Origin of the sequence: Syntrophomonas wolfei subsp. wolfei str. Goettingen G311, from assembly GCF_000014725.1 — a bacterium.
Lineage (GTDB): Bacteria > Bacillota > Syntrophomonadia > Syntrophomonadales > Syntrophomonadaceae > Syntrophomonas > Syntrophomonas wolfei.
The window spans coordinates 1,321,869-1,347,122 of record NC_008346.1; the positions used below are offsets into that span (position 1 = coordinate 1,321,869).

Sequence of the window (25,254 nt, forward strand, 5' to 3'; positions counted from 1 at the left end):
CAATGGAGGAATGGAGATGAAGCCAGCGAAGCATGATAAAATTGTAAGTTTTAGCGGAATATCTAATAGTAGTTTTAAGGGATTCAAGGTCATTATTGATCTGTTTACTGATGAATTATACCTTAGAGCGCCCGCAGCGAAGCTTAATGGCATAAGCTATAAGTTTGATAGTTTGACTATGCTGCGCTTGGATCGAAAGGAGAAAGGGCATCAGGACATTCTGGATATTAACATTGTTTACCCAGATGGCGAGCAAACAGAAACCGTTATTATCAGCCGGGAAGATGCTTACCGGGTATTGATAAGGTACAAATTCTTTAAGGACGGGGCCAGTGAATTAAGGAAGAGGAAAACTGAATTTGAAGAAATAAGCGAATTAAAGAATGTGGCCCTGATCGAGTTTACCAGAAACAGAGATGTTAGAAACTATAATTATGGTACCTTGCTTCTAGCCCAAAAAGAAATGAACTTTATTTCCTATAATGGCAAGAATTTCATACTGCACCTGGATGAACTAGATAGTGGCTATTATTATCATACCGTAGTTTTGCCCACGGATATTTTGGGTTATTCGCGATGGATTTCTGTGCACCGGGTATCGGATTTGAAGAGAGAATCCTGGGAAATTGTTACTTTTATGAGTAATGAGACCCAGGCGGGTCAGGTGGAAAAACTCTTTGAAGAACATTATGCCAAATACCTGGAGAATAAAATGAAATCAGTACAACAACTCTGGCAGGATTTTAACCAGCAAATTGAAGAATACTACCTGGCACTGAAAACTGATAGTGAGGTGAGGGAGCTAGCCTGCACATTTATTAAAGAAAAAGGGGATGCAGTTTTACTTAATTCTGACAGCTATTGGGATTTGGAATATTTGATGGAAAAGAAAAGAAGTAACGCCTATGTAAAAATTTTAGCTCCATATGAGGAAGAAATTGAGGTATCTCCCACAGTTAAGACCTTTTTTGAAGACTCCTTCCTTCCGTTTTATGAATCTTTGGTGCAGAAGTTGGAGATGAAAAATGAAGTGGCCTTACTGGCGGTTTGGAAGCTGCTAAAGGCAAGCTCATTGGAGTGCTATGGGGATATTTTAGTGCTCAGTTTCCTCATTTCTCGGAACAGGACTGTGCCTGGGAAGAGTGTGTAAATAACTTTTACTCACTTTTTAAACCTGCCTACCCAACGGAGAAGGAGCTGGCCCTGTTTAGCTATTATATGATGGCAAATTATTGGAAAAATGAAGATAACTTCACCTATTACTATCAGATTATTAAGGAAAGCCAAAACAACGCTTGATTCCATTAAAAACCCTTTTCTATGCATATAAATATACAAGCCGCAGGTGTTGCCCAGCACCCTGCGGGTACTCCTGATGCACCCTGTAGGTTTCGCTATTGGGGTTGTTACACCTGATTCGGAACGACACGGTCGTCGTTCCCTACATCCTTCGGTTGCAATCAAGGGAGCTGAGCGGTATATGTTTTATTCAAGCCCAATGCATCTTTGTAAATTTGTTACAGTGGAATAAATCACAGATAGATTATGAAAAAGTAGGAGGAACAGAATAATTGAACCATAACCATTTTGAGGCTATGCATTTAAAAATAATCGAGAGCTTGAAGAAACCTCAGGCATTATCCCTGAGTTGGCAATTAGAGAACTGGGCCGCCCAACAAGGCGAAAAAACTGCTCTGATATATGGTGACCGCTATATCAGCTACGAGCAGTTTAACCAGATGGCCAATCGTTATGCCCATTTCTTTCAGCAAGAGGGATTTAAAAAGGGTGATGTGGTTTCATTACTGATGGATAACCGGCCGGAATATTTAATGGCGGCCAGTGGTTTAAATAAATTGGGTGTCGTGGTGAACCTGGTAAATACGGTTATTCGCGGGGAACGGCTGGCTCATGCCATTAATGTCAGTGAGTCCCGAGCGATTATCGTTGGTCATGAATTTCTGGAACTCTACCAGTCGATAAGCAATGGAATCCGGCTGAGAACTCCCGGACGCATACTGGTGGAAACTGGGGAGCAGAATATTAGCTTGCCGCTTGCTGTGGAGGATTTGAATCAACTACTGTCCGGCTGTCCCACTCATAATCCGGAAAGCACCGGAAAATCTAGCAGTGAAGATATTATAATATACATGGAGACAGCAGGGAGCAGTGGACTGCGCAAAACAGTAGTACTGTCCCAAAAAAGATGGCTGCTCATGGGTCAGCAGTTTGCTCTGCTGACTAATATGAATCAGCATTCTATTATTTATTTAGTAATACCATTCTACTATAATATGGGATTTAATATCTGCTTTTCCAGTATGCTGGCGGCCGGCGCCAGCATGGTAATAAAACCACGCTTTTCGTTGAGCAATTTCTGGCCGGACATTCGCCGTTATAAGGTTACGCACTTTATGGCGGTGGGGGAAATGTTGCGCTTTATTTGCAATCAGCCGGAAGAAGCCGATGATGGGGATAATCCTTTGGAATATATTATAGGGGTCAATACCCGTGGTGATCTCCTGCAGCAACTGCAGCAGCGTTTTGGGATTAAGAAGGTTGTTGAGGCTTATGGTACTTCCGAAGGCATAGGAACCTATATAAATGAGGATGAGATCCCCGGTATGTGCGGCAATCTTAATCTGAGAGGTATGCGGCAGGGGGAAGTGGTAAAGTATGACTATGACAGTGACAGCATAATTCGAGACGATAAAGGACTGGCAGTAGTATGTAAGCCGGGTGAGATTGGACTCGTTCTTTCGGAAATAAATGCTAATAACCAATTTTGGGGCTATGTTAATGATAGCGAGATGAGTGAAGCCAGAATTATCCGCGATGTACTGCAAAAAGGGGACGAATACTTTAACACGGGTGATTTGGTAAAACTTCATGAGGGGGATTATATATCCTTTGTTGATCGTTTGGGTGATACTTACCGTTGGAAAAGTAAAACCGTTTCGGCTAATCAGGTAGCAGATGTTATAAATAAATTCTTTGGCAGTATTGAAGAAGCCTTTGTTTATGGAGTAAAGGTTCCCGGTATGGAGGGAAACTGTGGAATGGCCGCTCTGCAATTGCTGGATGATGCACCTCTGGATTGGGATAAATTAGTGGATCATATCAATCGCAGAATGCCTGACCATGCCCGCCCAGTATTTATCCGTATTTGTGCTCATGTGGAACCCAGGTTGTTTCGGAAAAAAAGGCGGCAACTACAGGAGGAAGGCTTTAACCCAACTGTAGTCAAAGATCCTCTTTACTATTTCGATCTCAAGCGTAATGCTTATCTTACTTTAACTCCAGAAAAATATCAGGATATTAAGGATGGCAAAATTCGCTTGTAAGCTTTGCTGGGAGGCTGATATGCATATCAGGAGAATCGTCCCCATGTTATAAAATCCGCTTGTAAGCTTTGATGAAAAAATTTTTATGAGGGAGGGGCTAAAAATGAATTGGATGGATCAACCGGATCTTTACAGCCGATATAAAATTTTTCTTGAAATACTTCAGAGCAAAGAGCATATATCTTTATTTGACCCCAGGTTAAAAAGATATACGGATATACTGATAGATCTGGAAAAGCCTTTTACTACCTGGTCTACTCCTAACCATATTATATTAGTACATAAGACCTTGTGCTTGCGGCATTTCCCCAACAAATATGAGAGTTCGGCTAAAAGGCCGGTACTAATTTTACCGCCTCAAGCTGGACACCATTCCAACCTGGCCGATTATTCCCCGGCCCAAAGTTTGGTTCGGGTATTTCACCGCTATGGCTATGATGTTTATGTTACCCAGTGGTTATCCGCTACTACTGAGTATAAAGATCTGGGAATAGAAGACTATATAAGGTTGACTGATGAGGCGGTGGAAGAAGTAAGAAAAAGAACCGGGGTTTATAAAATTCACCTGGTGGGGCAATGTCAAGGCGGTTGGCAGGCTAGTATTTATACATCTCTTTTTCCAGATAAGATTTCCACGCTGGTATCAGCGGCAGCTCCGATAGATGTTAATGCCAAACCCTCCCCCATAGTGGAATATGCCCAAAAGCTGTCCATTGATGTCTTTCGCTTTATGGTTAATTCCGGCGGTGGGGTAATGCCGGGTAAATTTATTTTACAGGGTTTTAAGAGTATGCAGCCGGAAGAGCATTATGTGCGTAAGTATTTTCGTCTCTGGCAGATGATCAAAGAGGGCGATGAAGATGGAGTTAAGCGTTTTATACACTTCGAAAATTGGTATCAGTATACGCAAAACCTTCCCGGGCGTTTTTATCTGGAGATTGTAAAAAACATATTCAAGGAGAATAATCTCACCAAGCCAGGCAGTTTTCAGCTTGATGGCCGTCCGGTTGATTTAAGAAATATAAGCTGCCCGGTAATTATAATGGCCGGGAAGAAAGACCATATTACTCCTCCTGAGCAGGCTTTTGCTCTTAAGAACTATATCTCTACCCCGGCTGCGGATGTAATCGAGATACTAACCGAGGGAGGACATATCGGGACTTTGATGGGTACCGAATCTCTGCGGGAAGACTGGACCGCGGTAAACGAAGTGCTTAAGCTGGCCATTTAGGGGTGAAAATATGGCCCATTGGACCATAGAACAGGAAGAAGCAATAAATGCGCGTAATAGCAACCTCCTGGTAGCAGCCGCCGCCGGTTCGGGAAAAACTACGGTTCTGGTGGAACGGATAATTCAACTTGTCCTTCGTGATCGAATTGATATCGATCGCCTGCTTATAGTAACTTTTACCCAGGCCGCCGCCGGAGAGATGCGCGAAAGAATCAACGCCGCCTTTTTTAAAGAACTGGAGAAAGGAAGAGAAGACGGGCATCTCAGAAGGCAACTCTATTTGTTAAATCGCTCCTCCATCAGTACCATTCATGCCTTCTGCAGCGATGTAGTACGGCAGCATTTTCACCTGGTTAATATTGATCCTCATTTCAGAATTGCCGATAGTACTGAGACTGAATTGATTAAGATGGAAGTCCTGGAAGAGCTTTTGGATGGGGAGTACGAAAAGGGGAATGATGGTTTTCTGGATTTGGTGGAGGCGTTCGGCAGCAATAAGGATGATAAACCGCTGGAAGCTCTTATATTACGCTTACACAGCTTTATTCAGAGCCATCCCCAGCCGTTAAGCTGGTTAGAGGAGAAAATTGATAATCTGGCTCTGGGTGAAGATAATTGGGCGGAAAATCCCTGGGCCAGTGAGCTGAGCCAACAAATAAAGATAGAACTATCTGCTGCCCAGGATATTTTAAATCAAGCCCTCAAGCTCAGCAATAAAGCCGGTGGACCCAGGGGATATCTTGAAGCTATTGAAAGTGATCAGAAATGGGTTGAGCTTTTGCTAAAGGCAGCGGATCAGGGCCTGCCTGTCCTATATTCCTGCCTGCAGCAACTCAGTTTTACCCGCCTGGGGAGAGTTTCCCGGGATGTGGATGAAAACCTTAAGAATCAAGTAAAGATTCTCCGGGATGAAAGCAAAAAAATACTTAACGCTATAAATAGTTTGCTGGGCCGTGATCCGCTGGAATACCTGCAGGATTTAAATGAAATCTACTCCCTTATGAAATACTTGGGGGAGATCATACAAAGTTTTGCGGAAATTTACCAGGAAAAGAAAAGAGAGAAAGGCATAGTCGATTTCAATGACCTGGAGCATTTGGCTTTGCAGATCCTGAGTAATGAAGCAGTAGCTCGGGAATACCGGGATTATTATAGTTACCTATTTATTGATGAATACCAGGATAGTAATCTGGTACAAGAGACTATACTAAACTATATCAAAAAAGAAGATAACCTGTTTATGGTGGGGGATGTCAAACAGAGCATCTATCGCTTTCGATTGGCTGATCCCTCTTTGTTTTTAGAGAAACAAAAATCTTACCCCTTGCAAGATGGCAGCGTAAACAGAAGGGTTGATCTTAATAAGAATTTCCGGAGTCATCCGGAAATACTCAATGCCGTAAATTATATTTTCCGTCATTTAATGTCAGAAGAACTGGGGGAAATAGATTATGATGAAAAATCCTATCTCTATCCCGGTCTTAACACTGGCCAGGAGCTAAAATACCAAGAAATAGATAAAGCATCCAGCCAGGAAGGAAAGGAGAAAGAGAATACAGCTAAGAGGGTGGAGATCTGTATACTGGAAAACAACCCGGATCTTATTACCAAGTTAGAGGAGAATGAAACGGAAGAACGAGAAATCCCGGGTGAAGCGGAAAATGATTTTATTGAGCGCATAATTGAAATGGATAATACGGAAATAGAAGCCCTCTTAATTGCCCAAAAGATCAGACAGCTCATACAGGAAGATATTTATGACCCTGAGCTACAATGCATGAGAAAAATAGAATACCGGGATATGGTAATATTGCTGCGCGCTACTCGAAACTCTGCCGGGATATTCATGGAACAGTTAAGCGCAGAAGGCATACCGGTTTATGCTGATGCCAGTTCGGGTTATTTTGATACTTTAGAGCTGAATCTGTTTATAAACCTTTTGCGCTTAATTGATAATAAAAGACAGGACATAGCTCTTCTGAGTGTGATGCGCTCTCCTATAGGTGGATTTAGTATTGACGATTTTATTAAGATCAGGACCAAGCTGATTCCCCGACGCGAAAAGCAACCCTATTCTTTTTATGAGGCTATGGAGTTTTATATGGAAGATAATAATGATGACTTGAAGGATAGATTAGTGTTCTTCATACAGCGCCTGAAGGAGTGGGAATTGGAGTCGCGTATTATGGCATTAGATGAATTTATGGGGAAGCTCTTCATGGATACCGGTTATTACTACTATGCCGGGGCTATGCCGGGGGGGGGGCAACGCCAGGCCAACCTCAGAATTCTGCTGCATCGGGCGCGAGAATTCCAAAAGAGCTCTTTTAAAGGCCTGTTTAGTTTCATAAAATACATAGAAAAAATCAAGTCCAGTGGGAGTGATATGGGTAATGCCTGCATTATCGGGGAGAACGATAATGTAGTACGCATTATGAGCATCCACAAGAGCAAGGGCTTGGAGTTCCCAGTGGTTATTCTGGGTGGATTGGGCAAAAATTTTAATATTAGGGATAGCAACGAAAATGTTTTGTTGCACCGGAAGCTGGGAATAGGCCCTCGTTATATCAATACCCAGCTAAGAACCTATCACGATACCATTGCCCGCCTGGCCATTAAGAACCGGATAAAATTGGAGAACCTGGCTGAAGAAATGAGGATACTCTATGTGGCTTGTACCCGCCCTCAAGAAAAGTTAATTATGGTGGGAACTACCCGCCAACTGGAAAGTGCCTGGCGAAGATGGAGCCAGCCAGTAAACTCCTATAACCAGTCCCGGGCCAGGAGTTTTCTGGATTGGCTTATCCCCATTATTATGCGACATAAAAAAGAGGGGCAGTACCTGCGGGAAATAGCCGGAGGAGATTGGGACAGGGAAATACTATGGGAAGATGAATCCAGGTGGAAAGTTAAGCTTATCAGTCCCTGGCAGTTAACAGCTGAGGAAATAAGGAAAAAGGAAGAAAAGTATGAATGGGAGAGATTATTAGAACAAGGGGGTTATTCCTGCCCTTCTGCTGAAAGTGAAGAAATTATAAAGCGGTTGAACTGGAAATATCCTTACCAGGAAGCAGAAAATATTCCGGCCAAACTATCCGTAAGCCAGGTCAGCCAGATTAGCAGCGGTTATTTGGAGGATGGAGCAGCTGATACTTTTCTTACCCGGGTTCCCGCTTTTCTAAGCGGAGAAAAAGACAAGAAAACTAGGCTCAGCCCAGCGGATAAAGGCAGCATTGTCCATCTGGTAATGCAAAATATTGATTACAGGCGAGTTAGCCGGGAGGATAGTATTAATCAACAGCTGGGCGAGATGGTGGAAAGGGAAATCTTAACCTCGGAACAACTTGCCGTAGTTGAGGTTAATAAAATATGGCGATTCTTCCAAACAAAGCTGGGACAAAGGGTATTACAGGCAAAATGGCTATTTCGCGAAGCACCTTTTAATCTGCTCATAGCAGCCAGCGAGGTTTTTCCTGCTTTGGAAAGCCAGGAAGAACTTTTGATTCAGGGGATTATAGACCTGTATTTTTATGAGGGTGAAGATATTGTTCTGCTCGATTTTAAAAGCGATATCGTTCACCATAAAAGTGAGGAGGAAATCTTAGCTCCCTACCGGGTACAACTCAAACTCTACAAGAGAGCCCTGGAGAATATCACCGACCACAGGGTCAAGGAGTCTTATCTCTACTTTTTTGACTTGAACCGTGCAATCAGAGTTTAGATGAATAACAGATATTTTGCCAAAGTAAAAGCAGGTGTCATGATAGACACCTGCTTTTATAATGCTTAGTTAAATATATTCTACAGGATCTTGCAGGTTTTAGTCCAGATCCGCATCTTTTGAGCTTCTTTAACGAGTTCATCCCTTAAATCAGGATGGGCGATATTGATTAGAGCTTCAGCCCTCTGCCAGGTGGTTTTTGCTTTCAGGTTGACGGTGCCATACTCGGTGGTAACCAGGTAGACACAGGAACGGGGAACAGTGACTATGGTTCCGGGGCTTAAGGTAGGTCTGATACGGGAAACCCGACTTCCATCCTTGAGAGTGGTGGTCGAGCTCAAGCAGATAAAGCCCTTGCCGCCTTTGGATCTGTAAGAACCCAGGATAAAGTCAAACTGACCGCCCGTACCGGAAATGTGTCTCCAGCCTGAGGATTCAGAGGCTACCTGGCCAAAGAGGTCCACTTCCAGGGCGTTGTTTATTCCTACCACCTTATCGTTTTGCCCGATAACCGCAGGATCATTGGTATATCCTACCGGGTAACTGGCAATGGCCGGGTTGCGGTCCATAAAGTTATAAAGCTTTTCACTGCCCATAGCGAAGGTGTAGACCATTTTTCCCTTGTCAATGCTCTTGCGCTTGTTGTTTACTCTGCCGGCATCGTACATATCTACATAGGCATCCACCAGCATCTCGGTATGCACTCCCAGGTCCTTCAAATCGGACTGGGCGATCATCGTTCCAACGGTATTGGGCATAGCCCCGATGCCCAGTTGTATGCAGGAACCATCCTCCATCTCTTCCATAACCAGAGCAGCGATTTTGCGGTCTACATCCGTAACCGGCAGTTCGGGCAGGTTCAAAAGTTTGGGGTTGGTTTGGCTTTCGACTATGTAGTCGATGTCAGAAATATGAACCGCTTCCTTAGAACCACCAAAACATACGGGGGTGGAGGTGTTGACTTCGGCGATTTTTATTTTTGCTTTGTTAATAACATAAGAGGATATGGAATTGGAAGTACCCAGGTTAAAAAAGCCATGTTTGTCCATGGGAGCTACCGGAATAAAGGCCACATCAATATCAGCAAAATCCTCGACAAATTTACCGGATTCATGATAGGTCAGGGGAATGTAGTTACAGAGATCCTTCATGGCCAATTGGCGGGAACCGCCGGAAAAATGCCAGTCATTATAAATGAAATGATCTCTTTCCGGGTCACATTTTACTATTTCAGGCATAAAGGTTGCGGTTACTACTCTGACTTTTACATCTTTGAGCTCATCTTTGCGCCGGGCCAGGGCTGCGTCCAGATCCTTGGCCTGCATCATGAACTCACCATATTCCACCCAATCGCCGGATTTTACTACTTTAACTGCTTCATCTGCAGTGCGCAGTTTCTCTTTATACTCATCCAAATAAGTCTTTCCCACTAAAAATAACCCCCTTAAATATTTTCTCTTTTAGTATCCAACCACTTTAGTTAATTCTACTTTCCTTGGAAAAAGAAAATTTAAGTTGGTACCACCTCCTTTAAAAGGATTTGCTTAGATATTGAAGTAAAAAGTCCTGAAGAGAGTTTTGGATGTAGGAGATTTCTCGAATGCTTGTAAAATATTGTTTTTAGTTACATACTATTAATTATGCCATTGAATCTAATAATTGAAAAGTCAATAAATTCAGAATTTATAAAAAATAATATAGCGAGGTGAAATATGTCCCCCGCTAAGCGGTCGCCTATTAACAAAACAGGCGGCGGGTTTTAATCCCCAGCCTCGTTGCACGGTGTGTTGAAACTGCTCCGCAGTTTCTTCCGATACTTAAAAGGACTCCTAGCGTGGATAACGAATATGATTTTGTGGATAAAGTTCGCCATAATGCTTAAAAGTCCTTTAATAAATTTCTAAAAAGGAGTGAACTTTCTCACAAAACATTTGGGGAAAGGAATAAAACCACTATGAGTGGCCTTAAAGACGGGGGAGCTTCGTCTATGTCTGGTACGGTGAAGCTTTAAAAACATTGTGAAGCAATATATCACAATCTTATAAATGTGTTGGCAAGGGAAGCTTGCATATAGAAGCTTGCATATATAAAAAGACTAAAATACAATATACAGGGAAGGAGATGGGCATTTGCAGCAGGATAAAGGTAAACTAGATATCATTGCCAGTAAAACTTTTTCGGCTAGTCCCGAATTTATTCAGATAGTAGATTTTTTAAACAAAAGCCTGAAAGGCAAGAAAATAATGTTTGGTTTGAGTAAAGATAAAGAGAAAGAGCAGATGACCATTAGTATTTATGAATTTGAATAGCTTTGAGGTGAATGGTAATTGAGTAAAGAACTTCGTGAATTTATTAAGGAAACCATTTGTATAATAGTTATCGCTTTTATTTTATCCTTGATCCTCAGGGCTTTCGTAATAGAGGGAAGAGAAATACCTTCAGGATCCATGTTACAAACCCTGCAAATTGACGACCGGGTTATGGTAAACAAGTTCATTTATCATTTTAAGGAACCGGTGAGAGGCGACATAGTTATTTTTGATCCGCCTGAAGAATTAAATTCCAGCAAGTACTTTATCAAACGGGTAATCGGACTGCCCGGAGAAAAGGTACAAATGAAAGAAGGCCGGGTATTTATTAATGACAAGCCCCTGGCTGAGCCCTACCTGCCTGAGGAAATAAACTATCAATTTGGGCCGGTGGTGGTCCCTTCAGATGCCTTATTGGTTCTGGGAGATAACCGTAATTTTAGTTTTGATAGCCATATGTGGAATACCTGGTTAACCCGCGATCGAGTCAAAGGAAAGGCTTTTATGATTTACTGGCCTCTGTCCCATTTTGGCCTTTTGGAACGGGAGGTTTCTTTTGAATGAGGATTCTCCTAACCAATGATGATGGGATACATGCCCGGGGGATTCAAGCTTTGATCGGAGAGCTGGGCTCCATAGCAGAGCTCTTTGTAGCTGCTCCTGACCGCGAAAGGAGCGGAACTGGTCATTCCATTACGGTCTTTGATCCGATTAAAGTGATAAAGGCCAAATTGGCAGGAATAAAAGCCGGCTGGGTAATAGGAGGTACTCCGGTTGATTGTGTAAAACTGGCCAGCAGTAAGCTGGTAGGAGATAATATTGACCTGGTAGTGTCCGGAATCAATCATGGTCCCAACCTGGGAACCGATGTATTGTATTCAGGAACGGTGTCGGCAGCGGTGGAAGGAGTTATTATGGGTTCCCCCTCTATTGCGGTATCTTTGAATTCCTTTGCGGCAGATACGGATTTTTCTTTTGCGGCCAGGTTTACCCGCCAGGTTATTCAGAATCTATTTAAAAATGGCATGGAAAAAAAGACCTTGTTGAATATAAATATTCCATATCTATGCCCGCAGGATATTAAAGGTATCAGAATCACCCGCTTGGGGGTTAGAAATTACGAAAACCTCTTTGAAGAAAGGCATGATCCCCGGGGGAACACTTATTTTTGGATGGGTGGTGGAGTATTGGAGGAACCGCAGGAAGAAGATAGTGATGTAAATGCAGTACAGCATTCCTACATAAGTATAACCCCCATACATTTTGATTTGACTGATTACCACCTGGTAGAGCAGTACCGGAAATCATTCAGCCAGTTCTCACACTTATTGGGAGAAGCCGATGATAATTTTTAGCCTAGTTTTGAATACCGCTATATTTTTTCTAGTACTTAACTTTTCTTATATAAAAAAGAAAAGGGAAAACCCGTCTTACCCTGATAAGCCAGTGAGCCAACTAATTCTCTTCCCACTGGCTTTAGGGGTGGTATTTACTCTCATAGTAGATGTTTTCAGGGGATTTATGCTTTATCAGTTGCTTATATTTTTGCTGGCCGCCCTGCTCCTGTATTGGATTTTCTATGTGCTTAAGAAAAGCTAGGATTTTAGCAAAAAGCTTTGATAGTTTTATTAAAGTATAGTACCATTTTTACAGTTGACTTTTAATTAACGAGGAGGTTGTTTGATGAAGGTTTACCCTAGTAGTAAAATCCGTAATATTGCTTTAGTAGGTCATGGAGGGACAGGAAAAACCTCACTGGCAGAAGCAATGATTTATAATACAGGGGCTACCAAGAGGCTGGGTAAGGTTGACGATGGCAACACTGTAGCGGATTTTTATCCCGAGGAAATAAAAAAGAAAATAACCATTAGCACAGCTTTAGTGCCTTGTGAATACAAGGACCATAAAATAAATATTCTGGATACTCCCGGATATAGTGACTTTTACTTTGAAGTAGCCGGTACTATGCGGGTAGCAGATTCCATGCTGGTAGTCCTCTCAGCCACTGCCGGCGTGGAAGTACAAACAGAAATCGTCTGGGATGATTATCCCACAGTTCCCAAGCTCGCCTTCATAAATAAGATGGATCGAGAAAATGCTGATTTTTACAAAGTACTGGATGATATGAAAAACAGCTTTACTGATAATATTGTTCCGGTACAAATACCTATTGGAGCCGCCGAGAGCTTCAAAGGGGTAGTAGACCTTTTAAAAATGAAGGCCCTGATATTTGAAGCCGGGAGTGGAAAAATCAGCGAAGAGGAAATTCCTGCTGATATGCTGGACGAGGTAGAGAGCTTTAAAGAAACACTGATTGAAGCTGCTGCTGAGGCCAATGATGATTTGCTGGGCAAGTATCTGGAGGGAGAAGAACTCAGTGACGCGGAAATCATGGATGGCATTAAAGAAGCAGCATCAAATGGTTCGGCGGTATTTGTCTTTTGTGGCTCGGCCTTAAATAATATGGGCGTCAGCCCCTTGATGGATTTCATCGTAAACTGTGGCACAGCTCCAGATAAGAATCCTTTGGTAGCCGGTAAAGACATGGAAAATGAAGCGTTCTTGGCTCAAGTGTTTAAAACCATTGCTGACCCTTATATTGGCAGGCTGACCATGTTTCGTTTATTTACTGGCAAGCTGAAAGCCGATTCCGTAGTATATAATGCCAATAAGGAAAAAGAGGAAAAAATTGCGCAGCTATTGATTATGACCGGTAAGGAACAGGCTTCAGTTCCGGAGATTTATGCCGGTGATATCGCAGCAGTAGCTAAACTTTCGGTTACTTCAACCGGAGACAGTTTAACCCTCAAAGCCCAACCAGTAATTATGGATCCCATTGAGTTCCCCTTGCCTACGCTGGGAATAGCTATTGAACCTCGCAGCAAAGGCGATGAGGACAAGCTAAGTGGAGCCCTGCAGAGGCTTCTTGAGGAAGACCCCACCATTCGAGTAGAAAAGAATGTGGAAACCCGGCAGACAATTTTGAGGGCTATGGGAGATACGCATGTAGATATAGTCCTGGAGAAGTTATCCCGCAAATTCGGGGTGGATGTTATCAGCCGGGAAATGAGGATACCCTATCGGGAAACCATAAAGGCTACCGTAGAGGCTGAAGGAAAACATAAGAAACAGAGCGGTGGGCATGGGCAATATGGTCATGTTTTCGTAAAATTCGAACCCCTTTATGAGGGAGAATTCGAATTTGCCGAGAATGTTTTTGGGGGGTCAGTTCCACGCCAGTACTTCCCGGCAGTAGAAAAAGGACTAATTGAAGCTATGGAAGAAGGGGTATTGGCAGGCTATCCGGTAACCAATATTAAGGCCACCTTGTATGATGGTTCCTATCACTCGGTGGACTCCTCTGAAATGGCTTTTAAGATGGCGGCTCGCTTAGCCTTTAGAAAGGGTGTTGAATCTGCCAAACCAGTTCTGCTGGAGCCCATTATGAATGTACAAATTGAGGTTCCTGAAGCATATATGGGCGATATAATAGGCGATTTAAATAGCCGGCGGGGAAGAGTGCAGGGAATGGAACCGGCAGGCAAAAAACAACTTATTAAGGCTCAGGTTCCGCTGGCGGAAATGGCGCGCTATACTATTGATTTAAAGTCAATGACCCAGGGGCGGGGTAAGTTTAAAATGGAGTTTTCCAACTACGAAGAAGTGCCGGGCCAAAACGCTGAAAAAATAATAGAAAAAGCCAAACAGGAAAAAGAAGAAAAGGAAAAATAGCAGCAAGTCAACAGGGGACCTTAAAGGCCCCCTGTTTTGTTTAAGTACTAGTTTCTTTAGCGTCGCATTTCCCTAAAGGGAAAAAAGAAGCTATCGTCAGGTGAGTTTTGCCGGTCAATAAAATAGAAATAATAATCTTTGGAGTAAATGGGCTTTCGTTCATTTCGCAGTTCATATAAAATATAGACGATAAAAACCATTGCCGCCAGAGACAGTAAAATGGCCATAAAATAAAGTGCATTGCCAGTTGCCAAGAGGGCCCAAAAGGAAAAATGCAATATTATGGCAGCTAATAGTAATTGGACGAAAAGAAATTTATTTTCTTTCAATCAAACTGCCTCCGTTTATCTTTTTTTTGGATTATTTACTGTTTAGGGCAGCTTAATACATAAAGAAGGAGTATTTGAACCGTTTTAAGGGGAAACTGCTGGCTAAACGGTTTAAGTGTATGCTATGAAAAGCTTAAGTAATAATTTGATAGAACAATTGCTTACTTTTATTTCACCACTAGCGTTAGAAAAAGCACTAATTGCGGTTTCGGTATTTTTATTATTCTGGCTTTTGGCGAAATTATTTTATCGAAAAGTTCTAAGCTGGCTTCTGCATATGAGCAATAAGAGCAAGTCAAAATGGGACGATAGAATCTTTACCGCCCTGGGGAAACCACTGCAAGTTCTTATTATACTAATTGGACTATATCTGGCCCTGGATATTTTATTGAACAGTGTTTCCCAGGAGCAATTGCTTTTAAAGATTTTTCGTTCCAGCCTAGTAGCTATTTTGGGCTGGGTGCTTTACCGCTTGTCTGCCAGCACCTCCATCTTATCTCAAGAAGCCCAGGAAAGATGGAATATAGATAGTATTTTAATACCGTTATTATCCAAGGCCCTGCATTTTCTTATTATTGCTCTGGTTATTATTATCATTGCGGGGGAATGGGGTTTTGATGTCAACGGTTTTATTGCCGGCTTAGGATTAGGGGGACTGGCTCTGGCTTTAGCGGCCAAGGATATGCTGGCCAACCTCTTTGGCGGGATAGTCATTATTTTGGAAAAACCCTTCATTATTGGAGACTGGATATCTATACCAGGTGTTGAAGGGACAGTGGAAAGCATTTCCTTTCGCAGTACTGGAATCAGAACTTTTGAACAATCCCTGGTTACGGTTCCCAACTCTACACTGGTGACTCAAGCCATTACCAACTATAGCCGTATGGGTAAACGCAAGATAAGCTTTAATTTAGGTCTATCATATCATACTAGCAAAGAACAGATAGAATCGGTTATAAATAAGCTTAAACAAATGCTTAGGGATCATCCTGGCGTAGATCCCGAAACAATATTGGTGAATTTTGAGTCTTTTGGGGAAAGCAGTTTGAATGTTTTTCTATATTTTTTCACCAAGACAACCGTATGGGCTGAATACCTGCTTATAAAGGAAGAGCTTAATTTAAAGATAATAGAGATTTTGGAAGAAGAGGGAGTGGAAATACCCTTCCCCAGTCGCAATCTTTACCTGCTAAACACCGAGGAAACAAAATCGTAGCTGTATAAGGATTTGTTTAAGCATCGGAAGAAAATGCTTAATCCTTTCAACACAGCGCTGCAACGAAACGGGGATTAGAACCCAACCGATTAAAGAAGCACCCTGCGGGCACCACTGATGTTCGCTTCGCTCACTATTAAGGAGGCGGGGGACATACTTCATCTCGTTATATGATTAATTTACCAAGCAAAAACCGCGCAAGATTGCGCGGTTTTGATATTCATTATGGCAGGGGAGAGAGGTCTCGAACCCCCAGCCCTCGGTTTTGGAGACCGATGCTCTGCCAATTGAGCTACTCCCCTGTACGCTGTATACTAGCAGAGTAAATTCTATCATAAACCGTAGGATGTTTCAATACTTGCTCTGGTCTTAATATTATCTGTTTTTTTGTAAGTCTTCTATTCTGAACCGCGTAAGTCTATAATATAAATGCTTAATAAGCAATATTATGAGAGGTGAAAGCGTGAATAAAGTACTGGTACTGATGGGGGGAACTTCTGAGGAACGGGAGGTTTCCTTAAAAAGTGGCAAGGCTGTTTATGAGGGGCTAAAAGATGCAGGATATGAAGTGGAAGCTTTAGATTTTACGCCGGAGACTATACATCGGATAAGGGAATATTCACCTGATGTGGTTTTTATAACCCTGCACGGTAAGAACGGGGAAGATGGTACCGTTCAAGGTTATCTTGAACTTCTGGGAATACCTTACACCGGATCAGGAGTTTTAGCCAGTGCTGTTTGTATGAATAAAGTTATAACCAAGAAGCTATTGAGCTATGAAGGCTTGCCCACGGCTGATTTTCAAGTTATCAAAAAGAGAGGGTTTAATAGAGATTTATTTAATCCAGATTTGTTAATGGAAGACTTTGGCTTGCCCCTGGTGGTTAAACCGGCTACCCAGGGCTCAAGTGTGGGTACATCAATTGTTAGAAAAAGAAAAAATATTGTGCCGGCCCTTGAACTGGCTTTATCATTGGATGAAGAAATACTGGTGGAGAAATTTATTGCTGGAACCGAACTTACTGTAACGGTTTTGGGTAAGGATAATCTTAAAACGTTACCAGTAATTGAGATAGTACCGAAGAATGAATACTATGATTATGAATCCAAGTATATGCCGGGAATGTCCGATCATTTAATACCCGCCAGAATCAGTGAAGAGGAAAGAGAAAGAGTAGAGGAAATTAGCTGTAAAGCCTATGATGCAGTGGGATGCCGGGGTTATGGCAGAATCGATTTAATACTTGACCGGGGAGGTAATCCTTATATATTGGAAATAAATACACTTCCAGGGATGACCGGGACCAGCTTGGTTCCTGATGCGGCCAGAGCAGCAGGTATCAAGTTTCCAGAATTACTCGATCTTTTTGTTAAGATGGCCCTGGAGAAATAAGAGCTTTACAATATTAAACCTGAACCGCTTTTGATATAAAGCTGCTCTCTGACTGCAAGTCCTGAGCAGTTTTTCTTTTGGCCGATAGTTTAGTTAACATAATATAATTTATGACTCCACTGCAAAAAAAACCTTTTGTTGCATAAGGGTTGCATAAATATACAAAGCGAGCGTTGGCGAAGCATGGATGCAACACCCGGCGAAGGCGAGCAGGCGAAAGGGGGCGAGCGACAGGATGTCGCGAGAGCGCTACTCCCATGGACGGGAGATTAGCGCGGTACCCCTTGAGCCGCGAGACAAGCCGCAGGTGTTGCCCATGCGAAGCGCCCTGTCGGGCACAACTGATGCTCCCTGCGGTCGCTATTAAGGACGCTGGAGCGGTATATTTATACAAGCCAATGAATATTAATAACTTTTTGCAGTAGAATCACGTTTAGCTTCCTTACAGCCAAGTATCTGTTATAATTGTCCTAAGTAATAGCAGGGAGATGAATCATGGATAGATTAGAAGAAATAAAGAATAAGGTAAATGCGCGGGAAAGGCTCTCAAGGAAAGACGGAATTTACTTGTACCAAAGCAATGATTTACTGGCAATAGGGGAAATGGCTAAGGCCAAAAAACTATCAGTCTCAGGGCGCCGGGTCTATTTCAATGTAAACCGCCACATAAATCTTACTAATATATGTGTATCACGCTGCCAGTTTTGTGCTTTCGGGGTAGATGAAGATGGCAATTCTGGTCCTTATTTGATGAGCCCGGATGAAGCTTTTGCTTACGGGGCTGAAGCCGTGGACTATGGAATCACCGAATTTCATGTCGTAAGTGCTATGCACCCCCATATGGGGCTTGATTATTATATTGAGGTTATTTCTCGCCTGCATAAGGCCTATCCGGATATTCATATTCAGGCCTTTACTGCGGTGGAGATTTTTCATTTCTCCAAAATCAGCGGTCTAACAGTTCGCGAAGTACTTCAACAATTAAAGGATGCTGGTCTTGGTTCAATTCCAGGTGGAGGAGCAGAAATTCTCAATGATGATATTCGCCAAGAACTTTGCCCGCGTAAAGCCAGCAGTGATGAATGGTTAAATGTTCACCGTATTGCCCACCAGATAGGGATAAAGACCAATTGCACCATGCTTTACGGTCACATTGAGAAGATTGAAGATAGGGTGGAACATTTGCTTCGCCTGCGTGATTTACAGGATGAAGCCCCCGGCTTTCAGGCATTCATTCCCTTACCCTTCCTTCCGGAAAATACTAAAATCAGTCACCTGAAGAGAACCGGGGCGGTAGATGATTTAAAGACCATTGCCATATCACGGCTTATGCTGGACAATATAGAGCATATCAAGGCCTTTTGGATTATGCTGGGGCTTCCCGTGGCTCAAATTGCCCTGGAATTTGGGGCTGATGATATTGACGGAACCGTGGTAGAAGAAAGGATTATGCATGCTGCCGGGGCCAGTACCGAGAAGGGAATAAGCAAAGAAGAGCTGGTGCATCTAATCAAAGAGTCCGGCTATATCCCAACGGAGAGGGATACTTTATATAATATAATCCGGGAATTCTAAAAAGCGCTTTATCAGCGGCTTCATTGTATTGAAGGGAGTATTGCCATATGCGACCCAGAGTTGGACATATACAGTTTATCAATTGTTTCCCCTTATTTTATGGTTTGATAGAGAAAAAATTCTTACTGGAGATTGATTTGATTAAGGGTAATCCCTCTGACCTTAACCGTATGCTCCAGGAAAACCTCCTGGATCTGGCCCCTATACCATCCATAGCCTATGCCAGGAATTACTGGGACTATGTGCTTATGCCGGATATTTCTGTAAGCTGTGATGGAGAAGTAAAGAGTATTTTCTTTTTTTCCAAAGTACCCATAAATGAACTACACCAAAAAAAAGTGGCTCTTACCAATACTTCGGCAACTTCGCAGGCCCTTCTTCGTGTGATTTTAGCCCGATATTATAATATTATGCCAGAGTACTTTTCCTCTGCTCCCGAACTGGGAGCCATGCTTATGGAGGCTGATGCAGCACTACTGATCGGTGATGATGCCCTTAGAGCCCGCTATAAGAACCAGGATCGCCTGTACATCTATGACCTGGGAGAGGAATGGAAAAAGTTCACCGGCCTGCCTATGGTTTTTGCCCTCTGGGCGATAAGAAAAGACTTTGCTAGCAAGAACCTTGAGCAATTAAAAATTATCAAGGAGACCTTTACTGAATCGATTAAATTTAGCCTGGAAAATGTACAGGATGTGGCGAAAAAAGCTTCGCAATGGGAAGATTTTGGGGCCGATTACCTGGTAGATTATTTTCGTTGTTTGCGCTTTGATTTTGATTCCAGCAAACAGGAAGGTTTACTGGAATACTACCGCCAGGCGAAAAATCAAGGCCTTTTAGACGAGGTGCCGCCTCTGGAAATACTGGGTATTTGAGCGGAAGACGGAAGGCGGAGGACAGAAATAATAAGGGTATGCAAGTTGGATTAATATTCCTTGCCGATATGCGAGTTTAGTAAGGGATGTTCAAAATAAGGCAGCAAGATTTTGGCCTTTTTCGCGGGAAATTAAGTCTATGCAACAGTCTCATTTTGAGGAGAGAGGTGCCAATTACTATTAGACAGCGACTAAAGGAGATTATGAATGGGCGGCGTATGAGCGATGAGGATTTTTTACTCTTGTATGAGCAAGGAGAGCTTCTGGAGATAGGACAGGCTGCCAACCGAAAAAGAGAAGAAATATTTGGTAATAACCAGGCTACTTTTGTTATTGACCGCAATATCAACTACAGCAATATTTGTTCATGCAAATGTCGCTTTTGTGCCTTCTTCCGGAACAAAGAGGATGCAGACGCTTATGTGATAAGCCCGGAAAGCCTTTTTGACAAAATTGATGAAGCCATGGAGCTGGGAGCTACCCAGCTTATGATTCAGGGTGGGCTTAACGAAGATCTGGATATAAAGTATTTTGAAGAAATGTTTAGCAGTATCAAAGCCCGCTACGATATTTGTATTCATTCCTTGACCGCTCCAGAGATTGCCTTTATTGCCCGTATTTCCGGGCTGAATATAAGGGAAACTCTGATGCGGCTGAAAGCGGCCGGCTTGGATTCGCTTCCCGGCGGGGGAGCCGAAGTTTTACATGATGATGTACGCCGGGAGATAAGTCCTAATAAAATTAGCAGTAGCCAATGGCTGGAGGTAATGAAAATTGCCCATGAAATAGGGATGGAAACGACTGCAACTATGATGATGGGTAGTGTGGATCAACTTAAGCACCGGGTGGCTCATCTGCGGCTGATAAGAGATTTGCAGGATGAAACCGGAGGGTTTAGGGCCTTTATTCCCTGGACCTACCAACCGGGTAATAACGAACTGATGGGGCGTAAAATGTACTCGGCCCAGTACTTGAAATTTCTGGCCCTGTCCCGGCTCTATTTGGATAACTTTGCTCACATCCAGGGTTCCTGGGTTACGCAAGGAGATAGGGTTGGGCAGATTTCATTGCTTTTCGGTGCTGATGATCTGGGCAGTATTATGATAGAAGAAAATGTGGTTCGCTCGGCAGGTTTGGAATATAAAATGAAGAAAGAAGAAATGATCGAACTTATAAGGGGAGCAGGTAGGATTCCTGCACTAAGAGACACTGAATACCGGATATTAGAGGTATATTAGTCATCGGAAGACAGAAGACGGAACCGTAGTTCAACCATTGTTTAGAGAGGAGTTGAACAGGTGCAAGTTCCTGGCTGTCAGCTGGCCTTTATCGGCGGGTCCAGCAGCTTGAGTATTGAGGTTCCAGAAAGCCTGGGCCTGGATTATGTTCAAGTTCTAGAGAAAGGCCTGATTTTTTCCACTCCTTACGGATTGAGCCCTGAATTCAAGCTGATAAATATCCAAGGAGAACAAGACGAGAGGAAAGTCTTAAGCTGCCGGATGCATGGTTGGCGCAGCGGGGTTAGCAGGGCGGATGCTTCCCGTCAAGTCTTTTGGGTTTTACAGCAAGCGGGGGTAAAAAGAGTACTGGCTGAAGGTGGAGTAGGGGCAATTAATCACCTGCTCAAACCCCGAGATGTAATTATACCCCATGATTACATGGACTTTTCCCTGCGCAAAGATGTAGGACTGGAGGAACGCTACCTTTTAGTAATGCGTGAGGCTCTTTGTGGAGTTATGAGGAAACACCTGCTAGAATTACTGGAGAAGAGTTGGAGATTTCGAGTTTTTGACCGGGGAGTTTATGTTAATACCGATGGCCGGCATTTTGAGAGCCCTGCGGAAGTGGCATTATTCAAAATGGCCGGAGGTGACATAGTAGGACAGAGCATTTGTCCCGAGGTATACCTGGCCCGGGAAATAGGGGCCTGTTTTGCGGGCTTGTACCTGGTGGTTAACTATGCCGAAGGAATTGTTAGCCCTTGGGAACATGAGGAACTGTCCGAAATATTTTATGGCGAAAGCCTGACCCTGGCGAGAACGGTCTTTGAATTCTTCAGAACCCTGCCCCCTGGTCGAGAATGCAATTGTGCTGAACTGCGCAAGGAGACTCTCTTAAAAGAAGTGTATAAGTAAGGGACATTGTAGCGTTGCTGATATGACCCCCGGTTGTTGGAATCTTGGAGGAGGTTTTAATATGCAAAAAACATCTAGTACTACCAAACTGGTGATTTTTCTTGTAGTTTTGGGGCTAATATCTTATCTTGCCAGCCTTTATGTGGACTGGTTGTGGTTTAAATCAGTTAACTTCCCGAGTGTCTTTTCGACCATTCTATTAAACAAGATAGGCCTGTATGTATTTATTTTCCTGGCTACAGCTTTGCTTTTTGCTTTCAACCTGCGTTTGACCAGAAGGCATATGGGGCCGGTGGAAGAACCTGTCTATGATGACGAGGAAGGACGAGTTATTTACCTGGATGATGAAAAGACTCCCTGGAAGGAATTCCTTCGGGGAAAATCCTCCCGCTGGCTTTATTTGGGTATCAGTCTATTTGCAGCTTACCTGGTAAGCTCGGTAGCTGTTGATAACTGGATAGTAGTTCAACAATATATTAACCGGGTACCCTTTGGAACTACCGATCCTATCTTTAACAAGGATTTGGGCTTCTATTTTTTCAATTTGACATTTTACAAGTTTGCTTACGGTACCTTGATGATGGCTCTGATATTATTAATTATTACCCTGGGCTCTATTTATCTTATAAATGCTTCAACAAACCTTCTTTTTGGCAATTGGAGACAGTTCAGCTTTGCCAAAGGTCACATGGCTACTTTACTGGCAGCGATATTTTTGCTTAAAGCCTGGGGTTACAAGCTAGCTGCCTATGATATACTCTTTTCCCCGGCAGGTATTGTCTATGGAGCCACCTATAGCGATATTTTTGCCCGTCTGCTCAGCTACCGCATCCTCCTACTATTATCAATAATCATTGCCGCCGTTATTCTGGCCAATATATTTGTTAAAAAATTCAAATGGATTTTAATAAGTTTGGGTGCCTGGGTGCTGGTAGCCGTTCTAATGGGAAGTGTATATCCTTCACTTATTCAGAAATTAGTGGTACAGCCCAATGAGTTTAACAAAGAAAAACCCTATATTGAAAACGCCATTAAATACACCCGCCAGGCCTACGGCTTGGACCGGGCGGAAAACCGGGAGTTTAATATTGACTATAATCTGGATATTTCCGATCCCAGCCATCAGAGCACCATAGATAATATTCGACTGTGGGACTGGCAGCCTCTGCGTACCACTTACAAAAACCTGCAGCAACTAAGGAGCTACTATGTTTTTGACGATGTTGATATTGATCGCTACACCGTAGATGGAGAGTACCGGCAACTGATGCTTTCGGTGCGGGAGATAGACCAGGAGGAACTGCCCCAGCAGGCTAAAACTTGGATAAACCAGCGCCTGATGTATACGCATGGCTATGGTTTAGTAGTTAGTCCAGTGACTGAGGTGGCGGAGGAGGGATTTCCCCAGTTCTTTGTTAAGGATATACCGCCACGCTTTTCCACCGATTTAAAGATAGAACGACCGGAAATATATTTTGGAGAGAAAACCGATAATTATGTGATAGTAAACACCAGCCAAAAAGAATTTGATTACCCAGCAGGGGAGAAGAATGTATACACCCGCTATGAGGGAAAGGACGGAATAAAGATTAAGTCTTTTGCCCGCCGCCTTCTTTTTGGTTGGGTCTTAAAAGATTACAAGATGTTGTTGTCCTCGGATATTACTAATGAGAGCCAGGTCTTGATGAACCGCAATATTCTGGATCGAGTGCAAAAAGTAGCGCCTTATCTAAGCTATGACGGCGACCCTTATATTGTAATTAACGATGATGGCAAGCTTTACTGGGTTTTAGATGCCTATACCGTATCTGACAAGTATCCATATTCAGAGCCTTTTGATAAGCAGCGTAACAATTACCTGCGCAATTCTGTAAAGGTAATCTGTGATGCCTATACTGGAAAGATGAACTTTTATATTGCCGATGAATCCGATCCTATTATAAAGACCTATAGCCGGATATTCCCCCAGGTATACCAACCCCTAAGTGCGATGCCCGAGGGCTTGCGCAGCCATTTACGCTATCCGGTGGATATGTTTTCCATACAGGCGCAGATGTACCGGACTTTCCATATGACTGATCCGTCCGTATTTTACAATAAGGAAGACCCCTGGTTAATACCCAACGAGACGGTTGAGGATAAGCAGGTTAAGATGGAGCCCTATTACCTGGTAATGCGCTTGCCGGAAGAAGAAAACCCGGAATATATCTTGATGATGCCCTTTACTCCCAAGAGCCGGGCCAATATGGTGGGCTGGATGTGTGCGCGTATGGACGGGGACAATTATGGCAAGATGCTGGTCTATAATTTCCCCAAACAGGAAACCATATATGGGCCCGAGCAAATTGAATCCAGAATCAACCAGAATACAGAAATAGCCCAGCAGCTTAGCCTTTGGGATCAGAGAGGTTCCCGGGTATATCGCGGTAATCTGCTGGTTATTCCCATGGGTAATTCCGTGCTATATGTGGAGCCCCTGTATCTTCAAGCGGAAAATAACCGCTTGCCGGAACTAAAACGGGTGATTGCCGCCTTTGAAAACAAGGTGGTAATGGAACCCTCACTTGATACAGCTTTGCTTAAATTATTCGGCCAGAACCAGCGCGTAGAAAGCCAGCAAACAGGAGTAGTAGTTACCCCGGGGGAACTTCCCGGAGCTACAGTAGCTGAACTGGCCAAATCAGCCCGGGAATACTATGACCGGGCCAACCAGCTGTTGCGGGATGGTGACTGGGCTGGATATGGGGAGAATATCAAGAAGCTTAATGAAACCATCAGCCGCCTGGAGGAAGCAGCAAAACCATAAAGACAAGGAGAAAAGGAATAAATGAATAATGATTTGCGGATAGTCTGCCTGGGGGACAGCATTACCTATGGCTTTCCCTGGGGACCGCAGGCCTCATGGGTAACTATGCTGGATGAGGTCTTGGACGGAGAAGTGATTAACCGGGGAATTAATGGCAATACTACTTCGAATATGCTGGCTCGTTTTGAAAGGGCGGTTTTGAAGTATAATCCCAGCCATGTCATTATTATGGGCGGTACCAATGATGTTATTTGTGGAGAGTCTTTTGACCGTATTACCTGGAACATTCGCGAGATGGTAGAACGGGCTGAGAAGGCCAGGATAAAAGTGGTCTTGGGAATACCTACGGCGGTGGATGAACCGTATTGGGAAAAGCTTCTGGTCAGATTGCGTAGTTGGATTAAAGATTTAGCCAGGCAAAAGGGCCTGCAGATTATTGATTTTTCCCGCCCTTTCTATGATGAAAAAGGGCGGGTCAGGAGCGATTTGTTGCTGGCTGATGGCGGACACCCCAGCCGGGCTGGCTATCAGGCCATGTTTGCCCAAATCGACCTTAAAATATTTACCGATTGACATTCCCACCTCTCA

Annotated in this window: 19 protein-coding genes and 1 tRNA gene; 17 read left to right on the plus strand and 3 right to left on the minus strand. The window is 43.3% G+C overall.

From position 1 onward, the window contains the following. The first annotated feature begins 16 nt into the window (after positions 1–16). The 4 genes from SWOL_RS05850 (at position 17) to SWOL_RS05870 (ending at position 8,296) form a co-directional block, all read left to right on the plus strand. Positions 17–1,150, plus strand: coding sequence for a hypothetical protein (locus SWOL_RS05850; RefSeq protein WP_011640557.1), 1,134 nt, complete (start codon positions 17–19; stop codon positions 1,148–1,150). A 421-nt stretch (positions 1,151–1,571) separates the two neighbouring features. Beyond that, positions 1,572–3,344: a long-chain-acyl-CoA synthetase gene (locus SWOL_RS05860; RefSeq protein WP_011640558.1), complete on the plus strand. Its 1,773-nt coding sequence runs from the start codon at positions 1,572–1,574 to the stop codon at positions 3,342–3,344. A gap of 103 nt (positions 3,345–3,447) precedes the next feature. Then, positions 3,448–4,575: an alpha/beta fold hydrolase gene (locus SWOL_RS05865; protein WP_011640559.1), complete on the plus strand. Its 1,128-nt coding sequence runs from the start codon at positions 3,448–3,450 to the stop codon at positions 4,573–4,575. Between the two features lie 10 nt (positions 4,576–4,585). Next, a complete protein-coding gene (locus SWOL_RS05870) occupies positions 4,586–8,296 on the plus strand; it encodes a UvrD-helicase domain-containing protein (protein ID WP_011640560.1) in 3,711 nt (1,236 codons plus the stop codon). Positions 8,297–8,376: 80 nt separating this feature from the next. Here SWOL_RS05870 and SWOL_RS05875 read toward each other — a convergent pair whose 3' ends face one another. Then, positions 8,377–9,726 (minus strand): acetyl-CoA hydrolase/transferase family protein, encoded by a 1,350-nt coding sequence (locus SWOL_RS05875; protein WP_011640561.1) that lies wholly within the window; start codon positions 9,724–9,726, stop codon positions 8,377–8,379. 699 nt (positions 9,727–10,425) lie between these two features. Between SWOL_RS05875 and SWOL_RS05880 the strand changes: the two genes are divergently transcribed. The 5 genes from SWOL_RS05880 to fusA all read left to right on the plus strand — a co-directional run bounded on the left by SWOL_RS05880 (position 10,426) and on the right by fusA (position 14,337). Continuing rightward, positions 10,426–10,605, plus strand: coding sequence for a YpmA family protein (locus tag SWOL_RS05880; protein WP_011640562.1), 180 nt, complete (start codon positions 10,426–10,428; stop codon positions 10,603–10,605). An 18-nt stretch (positions 10,606–10,623) separates the two neighbouring features. Further along, entirely contained in the window at positions 10,624–11,169 is a 546-nt protein-coding gene (gene lepB, locus SWOL_RS05885) for a signal peptidase I (RefSeq protein ID WP_011640563.1), read from the plus strand. Beyond that, complete coding sequence (gene surE / locus SWOL_RS05890) at positions 11,166–11,960, plus strand: 5'/3'-nucleotidase SurE (RefSeq protein ID WP_011640564.1); 795 nt, start codon at positions 11,166–11,168, stop codon at positions 11,958–11,960. The genes lepB and surE overlap by 4 nt, the downstream gene beginning before the upstream one ends. A gap of 91 nt (positions 11,961–12,051) precedes the next feature. Then, on the plus strand, positions 12,052–12,204 hold the full coding sequence (locus tag SWOL_RS14730; RefSeq protein WP_207635327.1) for a hypothetical protein: 153 nt from the start codon (positions 12,052–12,054) through the stop codon (positions 12,202–12,204). Between the two features lie 84 nt (positions 12,205–12,288). Next, positions 12,289–14,337 (plus strand): elongation factor G, encoded by a 2,049-nt coding sequence (gene fusA / locus SWOL_RS05900; RefSeq protein ID WP_011640566.1) that lies wholly within the window; start codon positions 12,289–12,291, stop codon positions 14,335–14,337. A gap of 56 nt (positions 14,338–14,393) precedes the next feature. On the opposite strand, the gene SWOL_RS05905 is transcribed toward fusA, so the two are convergent. Further along, positions 14,394–14,666, minus strand: a complete 273-nt coding sequence (locus SWOL_RS05905; protein ID WP_011640567.1) for a hypothetical protein — start codon at positions 14,664–14,666, stop codon at positions 14,394–14,396. A 124-nt stretch (positions 14,667–14,790) separates the two neighbouring features. On the opposite strand from SWOL_RS05905, the gene SWOL_RS05910 reads away from it, so the two are divergent. After that, positions 14,791–15,882, plus strand: a complete 1,092-nt coding sequence (locus SWOL_RS05910; protein ID WP_011640568.1) for a mechanosensitive ion channel family protein — start codon at positions 14,791–14,793, stop codon at positions 15,880–15,882. Positions 15,883–16,108: 226 nt separating this feature from the next. Here the strand turns inward: SWOL_RS05910 and SWOL_RS05915 are convergent. After that, positions 16,109–16,184: transfer RNA gene (locus SWOL_RS05915), tRNA-Trp, on the minus strand. Between the two features lie 161 nt (positions 16,185–16,345). On the opposite strand from SWOL_RS05915, the gene SWOL_RS05920 reads away from it, so the two are divergent. From SWOL_RS05920 to SWOL_RS05950, 7 genes are all read left to right on the plus strand, one after another. Further along, positions 16,346–17,275, plus strand: a complete 930-nt coding sequence (locus tag SWOL_RS05920) for a D-alanine--D-alanine ligase (protein WP_011640569.1) — start codon at positions 16,346–16,348, stop codon at positions 17,273–17,275. Positions 17,276–17,770: 495 nt separating this feature from the next. After that, positions 17,771–18,850: an aminofutalosine synthase MqnE gene (gene mqnE / locus SWOL_RS05925; protein WP_011640570.1), complete on the plus strand. Its 1,080-nt coding sequence runs from the start codon at positions 17,771–17,773 to the stop codon at positions 18,848–18,850. A gap of 47 nt (positions 18,851–18,897) precedes the next feature. Then, positions 18,898–19,725 (plus strand): menaquinone biosynthetic enzyme MqnA/MqnD family protein, encoded by an 828-nt coding sequence (locus tag SWOL_RS05930; RefSeq protein WP_011640571.1) that lies wholly within the window; start codon positions 18,898–18,900, stop codon positions 19,723–19,725. Positions 19,726–19,928: 203 nt separating this feature from the next. Further along, on the plus strand, positions 19,929–20,963 hold the full coding sequence (gene mqnC / locus SWOL_RS05935; protein WP_041427429.1) for a cyclic dehypoxanthinyl futalosine synthase: 1,035 nt from the start codon (positions 19,929–19,931) through the stop codon (positions 20,961–20,963). A 60-nt stretch (positions 20,964–21,023) separates the two neighbouring features. Further along, entirely contained in the window at positions 21,024–21,860 is an 837-nt protein-coding gene (locus tag SWOL_RS05940; protein WP_011640573.1) for an MTAP family purine nucleoside phosphorylase, read from the plus strand. A gap of 61 nt (positions 21,861–21,921) precedes the next feature. Continuing rightward, the gene (locus SWOL_RS05945; RefSeq protein WP_011640574.1) at positions 21,922–24,666 is read left to right on the plus strand and encodes a UPF0182 family membrane protein; all 2,745 of its coding nucleotides are present in this window, start codon (positions 21,922–21,924) and stop codon (positions 24,664–24,666) included. A 21-nt stretch (positions 24,667–24,687) separates the two neighbouring features. Beyond that, complete coding sequence (locus SWOL_RS05950) at positions 24,688–25,239, plus strand: SGNH/GDSL hydrolase family protein (protein WP_011640575.1); 552 nt, start codon at positions 24,688–24,690, stop codon at positions 25,237–25,239. Positions 25,240–25,254: the final 15 nt, after the last annotated feature.